This is a genomic window from Xenorhabdus sp. XBWT (assembly GCF_059072735.1).
On record NZ_CM180990.1, the window covers coordinates 280367 to 297691 of the forward strand.

12 protein-coding genes are annotated in these 17325 nt (G+C 52.8%); all 12 read left to right on the forward strand.

Features of this window, described 5'->3' with window-relative positions; translation table 11 throughout:
- Position 1 precedes the first annotated feature (1 nt).
- Positions 2-1297 carry a type VI secretion system-associated FHA domain protein TagH gene (gene tagH, locus AC5JQI_RS01185; protein WP_493913446.1) on the forward strand — a complete coding sequence of 432 codons (1296 nt, stop codon included), beginning with the start codon at positions 2-4 and terminating at the stop codon, positions 1295-1297.
- The gene (gene tssJ, locus AC5JQI_RS01190; RefSeq protein WP_493913447.1) at positions 1281-1835 is read left to right on the forward strand and encodes a type VI secretion system lipoprotein TssJ; all 555 of its coding nucleotides are present in this window, start codon (positions 1281-1283) and stop codon (positions 1833-1835) included. The genes tagH and tssJ overlap by 17 nt, the downstream gene beginning before the upstream one ends.
- Before the next feature lie 2 nt (positions 1836-1837).
- Positions 1838-3190, forward strand: coding sequence for a type VI secretion system baseplate subunit TssK (gene tssK / locus AC5JQI_RS01195; protein ID WP_493913448.1), 1353 nt, complete (start codon positions 1838-1840; stop codon positions 3188-3190).
- Between the two features lie 2 nt (positions 3191-3192).
- The gene (icmH, locus tag AC5JQI_RS01200; protein WP_237385853.1) at positions 3193-3960 is read left to right on the forward strand and encodes a type IVB secretion system protein IcmH/DotU; all 768 of its coding nucleotides are present in this window, start codon (positions 3193-3195) and stop codon (positions 3958-3960) included.
- Positions 3961-3969: 9 nt separating this feature from the next.
- Positions 3970-6705: a type VI secretion system ATPase TssH gene (tssH, locus tag AC5JQI_RS01205; protein ID WP_493913449.1), complete on the forward strand. Its 2736-nt coding sequence runs from the start codon at positions 3970-3972 to the stop codon at positions 6703-6705.
- Positions 6705-7502: a Fis family transcriptional regulator gene (locus AC5JQI_RS01210; protein WP_493913450.1), complete on the forward strand. Its 798-nt coding sequence runs from the start codon at positions 6705-6707 to the stop codon at positions 7500-7502. Before tssH ends, AC5JQI_RS01210 begins: the two co-directional genes overlap by 1 nt.
- A complete protein-coding gene (gene vasI, locus AC5JQI_RS01215) occupies positions 7499-8167 on the forward strand; it encodes a type VI secretion system-associated protein VasI (protein WP_493913451.1) in 669 nt (222 codons plus the stop codon). The genes AC5JQI_RS01210 and vasI overlap by 4 nt, the downstream gene beginning before the upstream one ends.
- A 5-nt stretch (positions 8168-8172) precedes the next feature.
- Positions 8173-9627 (forward strand): type VI secretion system protein TssA, encoded by a 1455-nt coding sequence (tssA, locus tag AC5JQI_RS01220; RefSeq protein ID WP_493913452.1) that lies wholly within the window; start codon positions 8173-8175, stop codon positions 9625-9627.
- The gene (gene tssM / locus AC5JQI_RS01225) at positions 9624-13232 is read left to right on the forward strand and encodes a type VI secretion system membrane subunit TssM (RefSeq protein WP_237385858.1); all 3609 of its coding nucleotides are present in this window, start codon (positions 9624-9626) and stop codon (positions 13230-13232) included. Before tssA ends, tssM begins: the two co-directional genes overlap by 4 nt.
- A gap of 82 nt (positions 13233-13314) precedes the next feature.
- A complete protein-coding gene (locus tag AC5JQI_RS01230; RefSeq protein WP_493913453.1) occupies positions 13315-14709 on the forward strand; it encodes a VasL domain-containing protein in 1395 nt (464 codons plus the stop codon).
- Between the two features lie 15 nt (positions 14710-14724).
- Positions 14725-16779, forward strand: a complete 2055-nt coding sequence (locus tag AC5JQI_RS01235; protein WP_493913454.1) for a type VI secretion system Vgr family protein — start codon at positions 14725-14727, stop codon at positions 16777-16779.
- A gap of 124 nt (positions 16780-16903) precedes the next feature.
- A complete protein-coding gene (locus AC5JQI_RS01240; protein ID WP_493913455.1) occupies positions 16904-17323 on the forward strand; it encodes a DUF1795 domain-containing protein in 420 nt (139 codons plus the stop codon).
- Positions 17324-17325: the final 2 nt, after the last annotated feature.

Sequence of the window (17325 nt, forward strand, 5' to 3'; positions counted from 1 at the left end):
TATGGAAAAACATCAACCAATCCTTTCATTGCGGGTTCTTAACAGTGAACAGCTAGAAAGTGGTAAAGCTGCCAGTTGCCAGTTCTCGGCACAGGGCGGTACGGTCGGTAGCAGTGAAAGCCATCTTTGGTCTGTGCAGGATCAGCAGGGCAATGTCCACCCATCACAATTCGCCATCAAATGGCAGGATGGGGCATTCTGCCTGCAAGTGCTCGCTGAACCAGTAAAAATCAATAATGCAACATTGACACCTCAGTCAAGTCTGATTCGTTTGCAGCAGGGCGATCAGATCAAAGTAGGAAACTTATCCGTCAAGATCCACATCAGTTTTTTTGAGACAGATCGTGTCGATCCTTCAACCGTATCGCCTGAGTCGCTGGTCTCCAGTTACAGCAACCCGCTGGATGCCATGATGGAAGGTGCTCCGGCGCAAAAATCCGCATTTGCCCATGATGAAAGCGTAGCTCCGACGGTTATGCACCGTTTTAGTGATGATCCACTCAGAGTGCTCGACAGTGAGAGTCTGACTACCCTGAAACCACAGGTTGAAGCTGATGATACCGAGCAGCTTTTGCCGCCGGATCATTATCAATCACCCCCATTTGCCAACCCTATTTCTGATAACCGAGGCAGTGTTATGGATCAGGAGTTCCTTGATTTACCGGATATCGCGTCCGATAGGCAGTACGAAGATATGGATGTTGATCATGTTGCAATTACTCCGCTCATGCGTGGGCTGGAGGCTCGATTGCCTTTGCACGACAGCCAGCAGGCGAATGATTTTCTACAAGAGATGGGTAAAACCATGAAAGCCGCGATTGAAGGGTTATTGGCTCTCCAGCGCGAACAGCATGGATTGCGTGATAAACAACTTCGCCCTATTGAAGATAACCCGCTGCGCCTGAACATGGATTATGACACCACCATGCAGGTGATGTTCTCCGATCAGAAAAGCCCGGTTCACCTGTCTGCTCCTGCTGCCGTAGCGGAAAGTCTGCAAAACCTGCAACTGCATTATCAGGCCAACCGGACTGCGATTTCTGCTGCGTTGGACACCATGCTGGATGCATTTTCTCCGGAACAACTGCTTCGTCGTTTCTCACATTACCGTCGTAGCAACGAAGTCAAGAATAAAGATGCATCCTGGGCTTGGGAAATGTACACCAACTATTACCATGAACTAGCGTCCAGCCGCCAGCAAGGGTTCGAAAAGCTATTCCGCGAGGTGTATGAGCAGGCTTATGACCGCGCACTGCGTCAGGGCTTAGAGGAATCCAGCAATGACACATTCCGCTAGTCGCCGGATTTGGGCTGTAGGGATTTTATTGCTGTCAGCGATGTTGCTGAACGGTTGTAGCAGTGCATGGAACGCAACGAAAAAAGTGGGGCAAGTTATCTGGGATCCTTCCACTCCGGTAGGAACACCTGATGATCAGCCCTCTGTTGCCAACATTACATTGCTGGCCGAACCCGACATCAACCCCAATGAAAGTGGTGAAGCGGCTCCTGTTGAAATGAACCTGGTTTATCTCAGTGAAGATTCACGTTTTTTGGCTGCCGATTACGACCAGCTGGAAAGCGACAAACTCGAAAAGGCGCTGGGGAAAAACTACATCGATCATCAGGATTACACCTTGTTGCCGGGGCAATTCAAGCCTCTGGAAGCCATCATACTGGAAAAGAAAAACCGTTACATCGGTGTCATTGTTCACTATGCAGATGCAAATCAATCTGAATGGAAAAAGATCATCCGAGTAAAAGACATCGGCCGCCATTACCACATCTTGGTGCATGTCAGAAATAACGACGTAGAACTTAGAAAAGAGGAGGAGTAATCATGCCGGGTAAAAATCGGGTGATTTGGCACGAAGGATTATTCATCAAACCACAACATTTTCAGCAGCAACAAAAGCACATTGATTATCTGGCACATAGTCTGGTTTCAGTATTGACACCTTATGCGCATGGTTTCAGTTCCCTGAGCATCAATGATGATTTACTTAAACTGGGGCGCATCGGCATTACTGAAGCCAGCGGCATTATGCCGGATGGCACTATATTTTCTGCGCCGGGCCAAGATTTATTGCCAAAACCACTGGATATCGAAAACATCAATGATCTGAAAAGCAAAGATATCTATCTGGCATTGCCAATGTCCAGCGACACCATTCGGGAAGTTGCTGATCGGGATTCAGAAATCCAGAGCGCTGTGCGTTATCGGGAACTGCCTACCGATGTCCGTGACTTGCATACCAAGGGCGGTGACTCCTTCGCTCTTAACCTTGCCCAATTGACACCGATCCTGATGCAAGGCTCCGAGGATATGAGTGCTTATACGGCGATCCCACTGTGCCGCATCAAAGAAAAGCAAAAAGATGGCACCATCGTTCTGGATAACGAATTTATTCCGACATGTTTGTCGATCTTCGTGGCCGATAAGCTCAGGCGCTTTATGGTGGAAATAGACGGCCTGCTGACAGAGCGTTCAAGAACATTGGCAAAACGTATCGGTTCACCGGGCCAGCAAGGTGTTGCGGATGTGGCTGAGTTTATGATGCTGCAACTGCTGAACCGCGTTCAGCCGCTGTACAACCACTATGCAAAACAGACCGTTCTGCACCCACTGTATTTATATACCGAACTGCTCCAGACGTGTGGTGAGCTGAGAACGTTCACCGATGCAAGCCGCTTGCCGGGTAATGTCTTGGCCTATGACCACAATAACCTGACAGATACCTTTCAGGATGTGATGCACGCAATTCGTGACGCGCTGAACGTCGTTCTGACACCACGTGCAACATCTATTGCGCTGAAACAGAACGAAGGCGGCATCCGTGTGGCGACGCTCCACGACAACGATTTGCTGCGCAAAGCTGAGTTCGTACTGGCAATCAGCGCCAGCACGCCACAGGAGCAGTTGCGTCGCCAGTTCGTCCAGCAAACCAAAGTCACTTCGATGGAAAAGATCCGCGATCTGGTCAGCGTTCAATTGCCGGGCGTGCCACTGATTGCATTGTCCGCAGCACCCCGCCAGTTGCCGTATCACTCAGGATATACCTACTTCCGTCTGGATCAGAAAAGTCCGGCATGGAAAGAGATTCAGCAAGGAAATTCCATCGCATTCCACGTATCAGGAGAGTTCCCTGATTTAGATATGCAGCTCTGGGCTATCAGGGGCGGTAAGGAATAATCATGAGTGATATCAATGTTGACAGTCTGTCACTGGCAAAGCCTGAAACGTTGAAAACGTTTCAGCACCAGTATCAGCTACCGTTGCGCGGTGAAAGCCTCAACCCAATGATCGATGCTGCCACCCCTTTGCTGGGGATGGTTTTGCGTTTGCAGGACATGAATGATCAGGCATTGCCGGACAAGCTTTACCAACAGGTAGTGACTGACATTCGGGCCATTGAGCAGTTTCTGCAAACTAAGGGTTATGAACCCGGTGCGATTGTTTCATTTCGTTACGTACTGTGCACCTTCATTGATGAAACTGCGTTGGGGCACGGTTGGAACAGTCAGAATGGCTGGTTAAAGCAATCACTGCTGGTGCACTTCCACAATGAAACCTGGGGAGGTGAGAAGGTTTTTGTATTACTCGAACGTTTAATGGGAGAGGCTCAGCGCTACCAGCACCTGCTGGAGTTCATTTATCTCTGTCTTTGTCTGGGATACCGCGGGCGTTACAAAGTCAGCACCCAGAAAAGTGATGATTTTGAGCGTTTGTTCCGCCGCTTGCAGCAACAGCTTCACTCACTGCGCGGAGACACTCCGCCAACCACGTTGTATGTCAATGTCAACGAGAGTGACGCGCGTTATCGTCTGAGCAAACGCTGGACCATCAAACACCTGCTCGGTATCAGTATAGGATTGTTGATCGCCATTTACAGCTTTTATGCCATTCGCCTCGGTGATCAGACACAAGACATATTACAGCAGCTAAGTAAATTATTGAGATAGGAAGTCGCCATGATTCAGATTGATCTGCCCACTCTTGTAAATCGTTTAAACCCGATGACCCGCCATGCGCTGGAAGCAGCGGCGGCATCTTGTGTCAGTCAGCAGCAGCCTGAAATCACTGTTGCACAACTGTTGCTTCAAATGATCGACACACCACTCAGTGACATGAGACTGATCCTGAATAAAGCAGACATTGATAAAGATCTGCTGAAAGAGCAGCTCGATCAGGTGATGACTCATCATCAATCGCTTGTGCAGAGTTACCCGAACTTTTCCCCGATGCTGGTGGAGTGGTTGCAGGATAGCTGGCTACTGGCTTCCACAGAGATGCAGCACTCTGAATTGCGCAGCGGTGTGATGCTGATTGCGTTGCTGTTCAGCCCGCTGCGTTATTTGGCACCACAAACTGGGCGTTTGCTGGCGGGTATCAACCGCGAATTACTGCGCCAGAACTTTACTGAATGGACAAATGGCTCTGCCGAGCAGCCTTTTGCTGCCGACGATAAAGAGTGGCAGGGCGTGCATCCGGCAAACAGCGACAGTCTGCTGGCGCGCTTTACTCAGAACATGACTGAGCAGGCTCGCAAAGGAAAACTCGATCCTGTTCTGTGCCGCGATAAAGAAATCGATCTGATGATCGACATCCTTTGCCGTCGCCGCAAAAACAACCCTATCGTTGTCGGTGAAGCGGGTGTGGGTAAAAGTGCCCTGATTGAAGGTCTGGCACTGCGAATCATTCATGATCGTGTACCGGATAAATTGCGTAACAGCGAATTAATGACACTGGATCTGGGGGCATTACAGGCAGGAGCGGCGGTTAAAGGTGAATTTGAAAAACGTTTCAAAGGTATCATGGCGGAAGTCAGCCAGTCGTCAAAACCCATCATCTTGTTTATCGATGAAGCCCACACTCTGATTGGCGCCGGTAACCAAGCCGGCGGGCTGGATATCTCCAACTTGCTGAAACCTGCTCTGGCACGCGGTGAGCTGAAAACCATCGCGGCGACCACATGGAGCGAGTACAAAAAGTATTTCGAAAAAGACGCTGCACTGTCCCGTCGTTTCCAACTGGTAAAAGTTTCTGAGCCAACGGCAGATGAAGCAACAGTCATTATGCGTGGTCTGCGTGCCATCTATGAGCAGGCACATGGCGTACTGATCGATGATGAAGCCCTGAAAGCCTCTGCGGTACTGAGTGATCGTTATCTTTCTGGCCGCCAGCTGCCGGATAAAGCGATTGATGTGCTGGATACCGCTTGTGCCCGTGTTGCCATTAACCTGACTTCACCACCACGCCAGATCTCCTCATTGACGACTGAACTGCATCAGATGCAAATGGAAATTGATGTGTTGGAGAGAGAGCAACGCATGGGACTGAACACTCACGCGGAGCGACTGGAAGAATTACAAAACCAGCAGAAAGAAATTCAGGAACAGCTCACAGAGTTGGAAACTAGCTGGAAACAGCAACAGGAATTGGTAAAACAGGTCATCGAACTGCGCAGCCAATTACTGTCTGACGATGAGATGGCTGAAACTGAATCCGAAACCGCTGAAAACGTGATTGAAGAGCGTGCGGAAGAGACGGCTGGGCAGCCGGCTGAAAGCATGGAAGAAGCAAAAGAAAATCAATCAGATGAGCAGGTTGAACCTGCGATCAATGACGAACAGTCTTTGATCGGAAAACTGGTCGAACTTAACGCACAACTGGCAGAACTACAGCAGAAACAAACTCTGGTTTCCCCGCATGTAGACAAAACCCAGATTGCTGCGGTAATTGCTGAGTGGACTGGTGTTCCGCTGAACCGCCTGTCACAGAGCGAACTTTCCATTGTGACTGAACTGCCGACTCATCTGGGACAAAGCATCAAGGGACAGGAACTTGCGATCCAGTGCCTGCATAAACACCTGCTGACTGCCCGCGCGGACTTGCGTCGTCCGGGTCGTCCTCTGGGGGCGTTCCTGTTGGTGGGACCAAGTGGTGTTGGTAAAACCGAAACTGTCCTGCAAATTGCAGAACTGATGTTTGGTGGTCGCCAATATCTCACCACCATCAACATGTCTGAGTTTCAGGAAAAACACACAGTATCCCGCCTGATTGGTTCACCCCCGGGTTATGTGGGCTACGGCGAAGGTGGAGTATTGACCGAAGCTATCCGTCAGAAACCGTATTCCGTTGTCTTGCTGGACGAAGTCGAAAAAGCCCACCCGGATGTATTGAACCTGTTCTATCAGGCCTTCGATAAAGGGGAGCTGGCGGATGGAGAAGGACGCATCATCGACTGTAAAAACGTTGTGTTCTTCCTGACCTCTAACTTGGGCTACCAAACCATCGTAGACAATGCTGAACAGCCCGACCAGATCAACGATCTGCTCTACCCGGAGCTGGCGGCGTTCTTCAAACCAGCACTGTTGGCGCGTATGGAAGTGATCCCTTACATGCCGCTGGGCCACGAAACACTGAAAACCATCATTCAGGGCAAACTGGCCAGACTGGATACGTTGCTGATTCAACGCTTCAACGCAGAAGTCACCATCAGCGATGAAGTATCGGAAGAGATCCTGCAACGTGCTACCCGCGCAGAAAACGGTGCCCGTATGCTGGAATCCATCATTGATGGTGCTCTGTTGCCACCGGTTTCATTACTGCTGTTGCAGAAAATGGCTACGGGTACACCGATCAAGGCCATTCGCTTAACCGTGGCAGAGCACGAGTTCCAGGCAGAGGTTGAGGAGGCGGAATAATGAAACAGCGGCTGAAAAGCGCGTTAGCGTTATTGGAAGATGACACTATAGAAAAACTGGTTGGCAATTTCTTGCAGGCCAGCCAAAGCTCGCGTTTTGATGCCCTGTTGGTTTTCCTGCTGAACATCAATGAAAACAGGCTGGAATGCTACAACTTGCCGGAACCTCAGCAAGCCAGTTCACGCCGGTTGCAAGTGGATATTGATGATGTCAATCACCCGTTGATACAAGTACTGCGTAAGGGAACCCCAACAGTTTGGGATTCCCTTAATCATGGGGTTCGCATTGACGATCTTCATTTCCGCACGTTTATTGCAGAACTGCCGCATAACTGTGGGTTATATGGCATCCCCCTGTTTGACTGCAATGGGCAGGCTTGCGGTGTAATCGCCATTTTTGCCGAAAATGTTCACCATTTCACCAACAATGAAAACATGTTCGGCATTTATTGCCATGTCATGCAGCATCGCCTGAAAAAATTGCAGGAACTCGAACAACTGCGCGGACAGTTACGCCAAATCCGCCAGGTATTTCAGGTTCAACGCCAAAAAGAAAAACAACTGGATGAACTGCTCGCTTCTCTGAGTGAATCGAAAAACCCAGCGGCGGTCAGCAGTATCTCCGTGGATTACAGTCATATCGATAATCTGCCAAAAGCCATAGAAGAATTTGAAAGCGCCGTGTTGGTTCAACGTCAGCGTCAATTTGGCAACGACACCAGATTGATTGCACAGAGTCTGGGCATCCCCCAGCGGACGTTGGTTTACAAACTGGCTAAATACGGGTGTAGATTATGAATATTATTTTAATTATCAGTTCATTACTCGCGTCATTGGCAGGGAACCCTAAGCTTGCGGAGGTGGTAGAACCGAAGGAAGCGGTCGCGGTAAAGGAAGAACAAAATTTAGATGAACTGCAAAAATGCCGCTTTGAGCCATCTCCTCTTATCCGGCTGGCGTGCTACGATCGTGCGTTGAGTAACCTTAAGTTTAAAACGGTACACATTCCAATTGAAAAAATGGGACCGTCATGGCGGAAGGCAATGGAGCAGGAGATGAAGCGTACTGATTACTCCACTAGCTTCATTGTGACGCAGGGAGAAAATGGCGCGGCACCGGTTATCCTGACCACGCCCGCGATTGGGGTTCCACCCCCTCGGCCTGTATTAATGCTGAGTTGCATTGACAATATCACCCGTTTGCAGGTAGCACTGCCTAAAGAGGTGGAATCAGGTGATGTCACCATTATGACGGACAAAACCCAGTACCGCACCGAATGGTTCGTGCGGGAGCAGGGTTACTTATGGGAATCCAGCCGTGGCTTACCGGGCATTGACGAAATCAAGCGCCTGATGAACAGCGATCGGATGACTATCACCGGCAGTAATGGCAATCAGATAACCTTTAACATTTCTCAGCTGGAGCAGGCAACGAAACCTTTACGTGCTGCCTGCCGTTGGTAACCGACATGGACATCAGAACACAATTTGACTGGTTCGGCTCCCTGCTGGCTCCCTTGTCCGACGAACAGATTGGCAAGGCGCTGGGAGACGGAGACCCCGCATGGGAATACATTGACAGCGAAATGATCAAGTTTGGTTCGCTGTCGCATGGCTCGCTGGATGTTGAAGAGATCCGGCGACAAGCGTTGCAGTTGCTGAGTGGAAGCAGCAAGGATTTCCGGCTGATGGTTCATTTGCTGCGTACCCTGCAACATGCAGGCAATTCTGCTGAGTTGATCCTTGCCATAGAGCTGTTGGCTGATCACGTCAAAAACTACTGGGAAAAAGCCTGGCCGGCCAAGCCGCTGATGAAGCGCCGACTGGCACAGCAGGTACTCAAACGTTTTGACTCAGCTCAGGGCAGTTTTACCGAACAGGCAAGCAAAAGTGAACGGGATGATGCGCAAGGTGCGTTAGCCCATCTTGCGCAATGCTGGCATATGAGTGAACCGGATCTTGCCAAAGAAGTCGATCAATTGCGTATCCGCTATAACCGTCAGCCAGAAACCGCCCCTGAGGCACCAAAATCTGCACCGGTGGCTGCAACGGCATCAACGGCAGGATCTTCGGCACAAACGCCTCAATCCTATGAAGCGGCACCAATGCCGGAAGTGGACGTTAACAGCTCAAGCGAAAAAGCGTGGAAGCAAACCCTGCTGACCGTGGCTGATTTGCTGTGTGAACGACATCCTGACTCGCCTGTCGGTTATTCCCTCAGACGCCATGCAGTCTGGCATACCCTCACTACGGCACCGATGGCGAATGCAGCGGGCAAAACACCGCTGGCACCCGCTTCGGCGGATCGCACGGCGGATTATCTGGCGAGATTACCGGCGGCGGATAACAAATTGCTCCAGCAAATCGAGCAGAGTCTGACGCTGGCTCCTTACTGGCTGGATGGGCATGAGATTGCGGCGCAGGCTGCGTTGCAATTGGGCTATGGGCACGTTGCACAATCGATTCGCCATGAACTTAACGACTTTCTGGAGCGATTGCCGGGACTGAAAACTTTAAGTTTTTCAGACATGAGTCCGTTTATTTCTCCAGACACCCTCGATTGGCTCGCACCTGAACCAGCAGGCACGGGCAAGGGAACCGTTTCCGCTGATCAGGAAGCTATCTGGCAGTGCTTCGCTCAGCAGGGATTAGAAGCCGCCCTGAACATGTTGGAAGAACACCAGCAACAGCTTACTGAGCCACGTGATCAATTCTATGGCCAATTACTCAATGCCCAGTTGCTCGAAGAAGCGGGCATGACGTCGTTGGCCCAACAGCATTACCGGAACTTGTTACACACGGGACAACACATGTTACTCACTCAATGGGAACCCAGCCTGCTGACCATATTGGCAGAAAAAATGGCTGAAAAACTGCCTGCTCCTCTCAAGGAACCGGCTTCAAACAGGAGCGTTAACCCATGAAATGGCCCTCTTTGTCCTCTTTGGCACCCTTGAAATCGGCCTTGCCGGCACTGGGAAAATTTAAGTCCCTGCCACGCCTCAAGGCAGCGATGACAGTGGTTCTGGCGCTCATTCCCTGCCTGCTCCTGATTGCCGTCTGGTGGTGGGGGCCGGAATGGAAAATCCGAAACGATTATCCACTGGAAAGCCTTGCTGCCCGCTGGCTGGCAACCGCCATCATTATCATGATAGTGCTGTTCTGGGTCGGTATGAAAGCATGGCGCCGCTTGCGGACACTGGAAAAACTCAACCTTGATGTTGAGCTGAAAGTGGTTGATCCCGTGCGGATGGACATTGAACATCAGGATCGTTATCTCGACCACTGGAAATCCCAGTTACAGCGCCATCTGGATTCGTACAAGTACCTGTACGAGCGTCCGTGGTACATGGTGATCGGCAGCCAAAAAAGCGGTAAGACCTCGCTGATTAAGGAAGGTTATAAGCTGTCCGAAATTGCGGCACCGGAATATTTGCGTCAGGATGATAACATCCCCCTGATGCTGCGTTGCTGGTTAGGAGAAAAAGCGGTCATTATTGACCCGAAAGGCCAGTTGATTGACCAGCCTGTCCCGCTCAACAGCGACAAACCTCAAATCAACAGCCGCCTGTGGGAAGCCCTGCTGAACTGGCTGGCTGAAAACCGCCAGCGTCAGCCACTCAACGGCATTATTCTGACCGTGGATACCCTGCGCCTGATGACGGACAACCGTGAGCAACGCGAACGCTATGTGCGGGAACTTCACCAGCGCCTGCAAGACATTCGCCTGACCTTCCACAGCCAGTTGCCGCTTTATCTGGTGATGACCAAAATTGACCTGATGCACGGCTTTGAAGCCATGTACCAGTCGCTGGATCGCAAATTGCGTGACCAGATTCTGGGAGTCACATTCAGCCTCAACAACCGCGATGAGAAAGCGTGGCGCAGTGAGCTGGAGCAGTTCTGGCAACAGTGGATGAACAACCTGAACAACGCCATGCCGGACATGATGCTGAACAACGTGGATGCCAACCAGCGCAGTGCCCTGTTCAGTTTCACCCGTCAGGTTCAGGGCTTGTACAGCTACATTGTCCAGATGCTGGACGATATCCTGTATAACGACGAACACCACCGCCCGACCCTGCGCGGAGTCTACCTGACGTCGGCCCATCAGGTCGGACAAATGGATGACTTGTTCACCCAATCTGCTTCGGCGCAGTACCATCTGGGTTCTCAGGCGTTCCCGACCTGGCCGGCGGGTGATACCCTGCCGTACTTTACCCACTCCCTGTTTGAAGACATCCTGCTGGCAGAGCCGAATCTGGCGGCTGAAAACCGCATCTGGCTGAGTCGCAACCGCCGCCAGTTATATACCTTCTCGACTCTCAGTGCCCTGGTCATGATGGCGATGTGGGGGGGTTGGCATTATTTCTACCAGAAAAATTACCGGGCGGGCGAAGAAGTCTTGGCACAAGCAAAAAATTTCCTGTCCGTGCCGCCCCCGAAAGGTGATGACCGCTATGGTGATCTCCAATTGCCACAGCTGAACCCTATCCGTGACGCGACACTCGCTTATGGTAATTATCATGAGAATGCCTCCTTCCTGACGGATATGGCGTTGTATCAGGGCGGCAGTGTCGGGCCGTATGTGGCAACCACCTATCGGAAGTTGCTGGAGCAGCGTTTCCTGCCATCCCTGATGCTGGGTTTGTTGGATGATCTGAATCAGGCACCCGCGAGTAGTGAGGAAAAACTCGAGATCCTGCGGGTTATGCGCATGATGGAAGATAAAAGTAAGCGTAACAGCGGGTTGGTAGCCCAGTATATGCGTGAGCGCTGGAGTAAGGCATTCCACGGCCAACGTGATATACAGGATGCCCTCCTGACTCATTTGGATTACGCCCTTGCTCGAACCGACTGGAAAGCGCTGCGTGATAAAGGTGATAAAGAGGCCATTGCCAACTTTGCCCCGTTTGTCAAACCGATCCGGCAGGCTCAGGATGAGCTGAAAGCGCTCTCCGTCAAGCAACGGGTTTACCAGAACCTGCGTATCAGGGCACAGGATGTCCTGTCAGCACCGCTTAACCTGCGTGACCAGATTGGCCCGAGCTTTGACGACGTGTTTGTGGCCAGCAATGAAAAACGGTTGGTGATCCCACAATTATTGACCCGCCACGGCCTGATGGATTACTTCGTCCGGCAGAAAGATGAACTGACGAAACTGACTGAAATGGACAGCTGGGTGCTGAATATTGCGAAGAACACTCAGGAAAAATCCAACGAAGTAAGGTCATCACAGAACAACGACCAATACAGTGATGAAGATCAGAAGAGGATACTGAACGATATCAATGACCTGTATTTATCCGAGTACACCGCGACCTGGCGGGCGGCGATGAATAACCTCGAAGTGCGGGATTTTGATGATCTGCCCCACGCCATCAGTGCCATTGAACAGGTGATCAGTGGTGAGCAACCCATCAAACGGGCGTTGCAAATCCTGAGTGATAACACACATCCACCATTGCTCGGTGATTCGTTGAGTGACAAGGAAAAACTGAATTTATCCGATCGGGCAGATTATAAGCTGTTAAACCGTATCAGCCACGACTTCTCTCAGGAAACGGAAGTGTTGGTTGAACGCGGAGACAAAGGCAGCACATTGCAAAGCGTCTACCAGAAACTGACAGCATTGCACCGCTATCTGTTGGCGATCCAGAACTCGCCGGTTCCGGGTAAAGCTGCCCTGCAAGCGGTTCAGATGCGTCTGGACAAAAACAACAGTGACGCGATTTTTGAAGTCCAGCAGATGGCAAAAACCTTGCCGGAACCGCTGAACCGCTGGGTCGGTGAACTGGCAGAGCAGGCTTGGCGTGTGGTGATGATGGAAGCGGTACGTTCTCTGGAAGTGGAATGGAACGACTCCGTTGTTAAACAGTACAAGACCTATCTGGCGGGACGTTATCCGTTCAATCCAAAAGCGACCGAAGAAGTGCCATTGAGCGAGTTTGAACGCTTCTTCCGGCCGGATGGCACGCTGGATACCTTCTACCAGCAGAGCCTGAAACCGTTTGTGGAATACAACCTGACCACCGGTACGGATGGCAAGGCGCTTATCCGGCCGGATGTCATGAAACAGTTGGCAATGGCAAACCGCATTCGCACCACCTTCTTTACCCCTCAAAACGGCCTCGGTGCCCAGTTTGCCATCGAACCGATCAGCTTGACCGGCAATAAACGCCGTGCCCTGCTGAACCTTGACGGACAGCTGGTGGATTATTCCCACGGCCGCAGCAACGTGGCACGCCTTATCTGGCCGAACTCCATGCGGGCAGGCACTGAGAGCAAGCTGACCCTGATGCCGGACAGAAACAATCAGGCGCCGCGTTCTATCAGCTTCACGGGGCCGTGGGCACAGTTGCGGCTGATCAACAGCGGCAAGCTGACCAACGTCCAGCCGGGTTTCTTCGACGTGCGCTTCAATGTGGAAGGCGGTGACATGACCTACCGTGTCTACGTGGACGAATCAGACAACCCCTTTGCGGGCGGGCTGTTCAGCCAGTTCAAACTACCCGACACTCTCTATTAAGGGAGCCATCGAAGGTCAGTCCTGAAAGCAAAACCTCCCCCTGCCTCCGGGCAGGGGTTTTTTTAAGGAGAAAAGCGAGAATATGAGCGGGCATTCTGAAAACCTTATCATCCGGGCGGGCGGCAGTCCGCTGAACCTGCCGGAATTTGCCGTTATCCGCGATGAAATCAATAAAACCAGCCACCCGGCGCAACCGGAAGTGAACTGGCCGCTGGTGGAATCCTTGTCCCTGACACTGTTCAAAACCAACGGTGTCGATTTGCAGACCGCAATTTACTACACGCTGGCCCGGCTGCAACTGAACGGGCTGGCGGGTTTTACCGAAGGCTGCGAACTGTTGGCGGGCGTTATCGTCAGCGAATGGGACTCCCTGTGGCCGCCTCAGCCGCAGGTTCGCACTGACCTGCTGGAGTGGTTCCATACCCGGACCGGCGGTGTGTTGCGCCAGCAGGATTTTGCCGCCAGTGACCTGCGGATGATTTACCGTGCTGAGCGGGCACTCCAGCTGATTATTGACCGGCTGCAACAATCCGACCTGAAACGTTTGCCGCGCGTCGAGAACCTGTTGTGGTTCTTCCAGAACGCGGCCAAAAAGCTGGAAAAACCGCGTCAGGCCGCTAAACCCGCTTCGCCGCCGGTGCAGATGCCGCCGCTGGTTTACCTGTCCCAATCAGAAACCGAACCGGAAACACCGCCCCCGCCCCCTCCGCGTCATGACCCTCAGCCGGTGGCCGGGAGTCAACAACGGGTGCGGGTGCAGTTCCCCGCACCTCCCCCGCAAGGGCTAAGTGCCTGGCAGGGCTTTGGCCTCGGGGTTTTGCTGGGAGTGCTGGTTTTAGTCGGCAGTGGGTTGCTGTTCTACAAACCCCTGCAACAACAACTCAGTACCATCACAGGCCAACCGGCGGGCGCACGGTTGGCCTGGCTGTATCAGCCTGAGCTGGACAGTTATTCGACCCAGCTTGAGCGGCTGGCAGAAACCGGGCCGCTGGCCACCTGGGAGGCCGCCCGCACCCTGACGGGCACCGCTGAACAGTTGTGGCCGGGATCGCCGGTGCAACGGCAAGCGACCCGCCAGTGGGAACAAGCCATGACCGCCCGTATCGACAGCGCCCCCCTGAAAGGCAGCTGGTACGCCACCCGTGACCAGCTTCAGCAATTGTCGGACAAAATCCTGTTACAGGAGCGCACCCGTGGCAGCTTCACGCTTTCCTACCTGAAAACCGCCATCTATGACATCCAGCGCAGCCATGGCAGCGAAGTACCGCTGGAAGAAATGCTGCGTCAATTGAGCGTCTATGCGGCGAAAGGGGACAGCGCCCCGCCGGTACTGCTGAAAGGCATCGATGACCGCTTTAACGCGCTGCTGGGCCGCTATGACCGGCTGCGTCAGGCCATTGAAGGTCAGACTGACAACCCGGCCGACCGTCAGATCCAACATTATGAACATGCCGTCACACCGGACGGCGGGCATTAATCAGGGAGACAGACCATGTCAATGAAAAAGAATATTGCGAAACTTAAAAAAGGGCAGGCACTTGTCCAGCAGGGACAGCAGGCCGCCAGCCTGTTGGGGGGCGCAGGAAAAAGCGTAGGCGACGCCTCTGAGGTGGTCGGTCAGTTCGTTTCCGGCGGACAGGGGCTGGCCGAACGCGCGGCCGGTGGCCAGAATGCCGCCACCAAAGCGCTGCTAAAAACCGGCCAGATGTTGCTGGGGGGCGGTGACCCGAGTGGCCTGCAATTTACCCTTACGGCGGGCGCTCTGCCACCGCAGACCTTTGTGGTCACTGATTTTACCCTGACGGAAGGGTTTTCCCAGCCGTTCAACCTGAACGTCGGGCTGGCAAGCGCTGATCCGGCCATTGACTTTCCGGCAGTACTGGATCGCACCGCGACCCTGACCATCCTACAGGACGGAGCCGAACAACGCAGTATCACCGGCATGGTGGCCCGTTTTGAGCAGGGTAACACTGGGTTGCACCAGACCACCTACCAGATGACCCTCCGTCCTGATCTGTGGCGCACCACCCTGCGCCAGAACTCGCGTATCTTCCAGCAGCAGGACATCGCCACCATCATCACCGCCATCCTGAAAGAACACGGCATCCGCGACGTGGTGTTCAGCCTGCGCCACCCGCATCCCGAGCGGGAATTCTGTGTGCAATACCAGGAAAGCGACTTTGTCTTCCTGCAACGGCTGACCGCGGAAGAGGGCATTTTCTACTTCTTTGAATGCGGCAACGGGCGCAACACACTGGTGTTTGCCGATGACGCCGGCTCCGTGCCACCGGGCATCGTGATCCCGTACCAGCCGGGGGAAGGCAGCACGATTGGCGAACCTTCTGTGGACAGCCTGACCTGTAGTGCCCAAGTGCGTCCGGCCCAGGTTGAACTCAAGGATTACACCTTCAAAAATCCGGCGTGGGCGGCCGAATTCCGCGCGCAGATGAAGGAAGACACCTTGCAGGAAGGGTACTACGAGCACTACGACTACCCGGGCCGATTCAAGAATGCTGTCCACGGGGAAGCCTTTACCCGCTACCGGCTAGAGGCCCTGCGCAACGATGCCGTGACGGGGCAGGGCAGCGGCCACGCCATTGCGGTCCAGCCGGGCCGGCTGTTCACCCTGACCAACCACCCGCGCCTTGACCTCAACCAGCCGTGGCAGGTCGTGAGCGCCAGCCATGCGGGCAGCCAGCCACAGGCACGGGAAACCGCCAGCGGCGGCAGCGGCACCACGTTGCACAGCCACTTCGGCTTTATCCGCCATAACCAGAACTGGCGTCCGGCCCCGCTGCCGAAGCCGGTCGTTGACGGCCCGCAAATTGCCAAAGTCGTCGGGCCGGCCGGCGAAGAAATCTTCTGTGACCAGTACGGGCGCATTCGCCTCCAGTTCCCGTGGGATCGCTACGGCAACAGCGACGACCACAGTTCCTGCTGGATACGCGTCACCCAACCGTGGGCCGGACAGGGCTGGGGTATGCTCGCCATCCCACGTATCGGACAGGAAGTGGTGGTGGATTTCCTGCACGGCGATCCTGACCAGCCGATAGTGACCGGGCGTACTTACCATGCCAGCAATATTCCGCCGGGTGCCCTGCCGGGCAGCAAAACCCAGATGGCGTTCCGCTCCAAGACCCACAAGGGGGAAGGGTACAACGAGCTGCTGTTTGAGGATTCTAAAGGGGGCGAAAGGCTGTCGATGTATGCGCAGAAGGATATGGAAACGACAGTTCTTAATGATCGTACTACCCGCGTAACACACGATCACACCGAAAGTGTAGGTCATAATCAAGTTATTACTGTGCGTGAGGAACGACATAAGGAAGTGATTGGCAAGGAAGTGAGCAGTATTGGTGAGCGACAGATAACGGTGGAGAAAACGAGTGTGCTTAGTGCTAAGGGAGAAATCACTATCCAATCTGTTGAAGATGGCATCAGCATTAGTAATACCAAGGGAAGCATTTCAATAGATAAGGAAGGCAATATCCATATTTCGGGGGTTTCTGTGATTATTAATGGTCAGAAAGTCATCACGCTGAACTAGTGTCACCCTTGATAGGGACTATGCCGATAACAGAATGAGTTCAGTCAGGTAAACCTTATGAGTGATGTCCGGACTGAACAATCAAATGAATTGAATACGTTAAGCAGAACGAAAAGGAAAAATAATGAGCGCGCAATCTTATCAGATGAATGAAGGGACTCTGAATATTCCAGCCAACTGGCGTGATGAATCTATGCATGTTTTTGTGCTGCCGGATGACAGCGGGGTCAATCTGGTGATTAACCGTACTCCTGTGCCTATGGGCACTGATACCGCAGTGTATTACGAACAGACTTTAGAACAGTTTCGTACCCACTTACCGGGTTATCAGGAGCATCAGCGTCTTGAAATGACGCTCAGCGGTGAAGCTGCCTGGCGGTTGGATTACCACTGGAAAAGTCCGGAAGGCGAAATGCACCAGACCGTAGTGTTGCAAATTCGGGGCAGCCAGTTACTGGCTTTTAATCTGACTTCTCCCCAGCCGTTTGAAACGGGGCAGCGTGACGCATTACTGGCGGTCGTCACCAGTTTTCAGGCGGTGTGATG

Bases quoted from the DNA above. Each gene is read 5' to 3' on its own strand.
- tssK (WP_493913448.1), top strand. From the start codon at position 1,838: ATGCCGGGTAAAAATCGGGTGATTTGGCACGAAGGATTATTCATCAAA.
- tssH (WP_493913449.1), top strand. From the start codon at position 3,970: ATGATTCAGATTGATCTGCCCACTCTTGTAAATCGTTTAAACCCGATG.
- AC5JQI_RS01210 (WP_493913450.1), top strand. From the start codon at position 6,705: ATGAAACAGCGGCTGAAAAGCGCGTTAGCGTTATTGGAAGATGACACT.
- AC5JQI_RS01240 (WP_493913455.1), top strand. From the start codon at position 16,904: ATGAGCGCGCAATCTTATCAGATGAATGAAGGGACTCTGAATATTCCA.
- tssA (WP_493913452.1), top strand. From the start codon at position 8,173: ATGGACATCAGAACACAATTTGACTGGTTCGGCTCCCTGCTGGCTCCC.
- tssM (WP_237385858.1), top strand. From the start codon at position 9,624: ATGAAATGGCCCTCTTTGTCCTCTTTGGCACCCTTGAAATCGGCCTTG.
- tagH (WP_493913446.1), top strand. From the start codon at position 2: ATGGAAAAACATCAACCAATCCTTTCATTGCGGGTTCTTAACAGTGAA.
- AC5JQI_RS01235 (WP_493913454.1), top strand. From the start codon at position 14,725: ATGTCAATGAAAAAGAATATTGCGAAACTTAAAAAAGGGCAGGCACTT.
- icmH (WP_237385853.1), top strand. From the start codon at position 3,193: ATGAGTGATATCAATGTTGACAGTCTGTCACTGGCAAAGCCTGAAACG.
- vasI (WP_493913451.1), top strand. From the start codon at position 7,499: ATGAATATTATTTTAATTATCAGTTCATTACTCGCGTCATTGGCAGGG.
- AC5JQI_RS01230 (WP_493913453.1), top strand. From the start codon at position 13,315: ATGAGCGGGCATTCTGAAAACCTTATCATCCGGGCGGGCGGCAGTCCG.
- tssJ (WP_493913447.1), top strand. From the start codon at position 1,281: ATGACACATTCCGCTAGTCGCCGGATTTGGGCTGTAGGGATTTTATTG.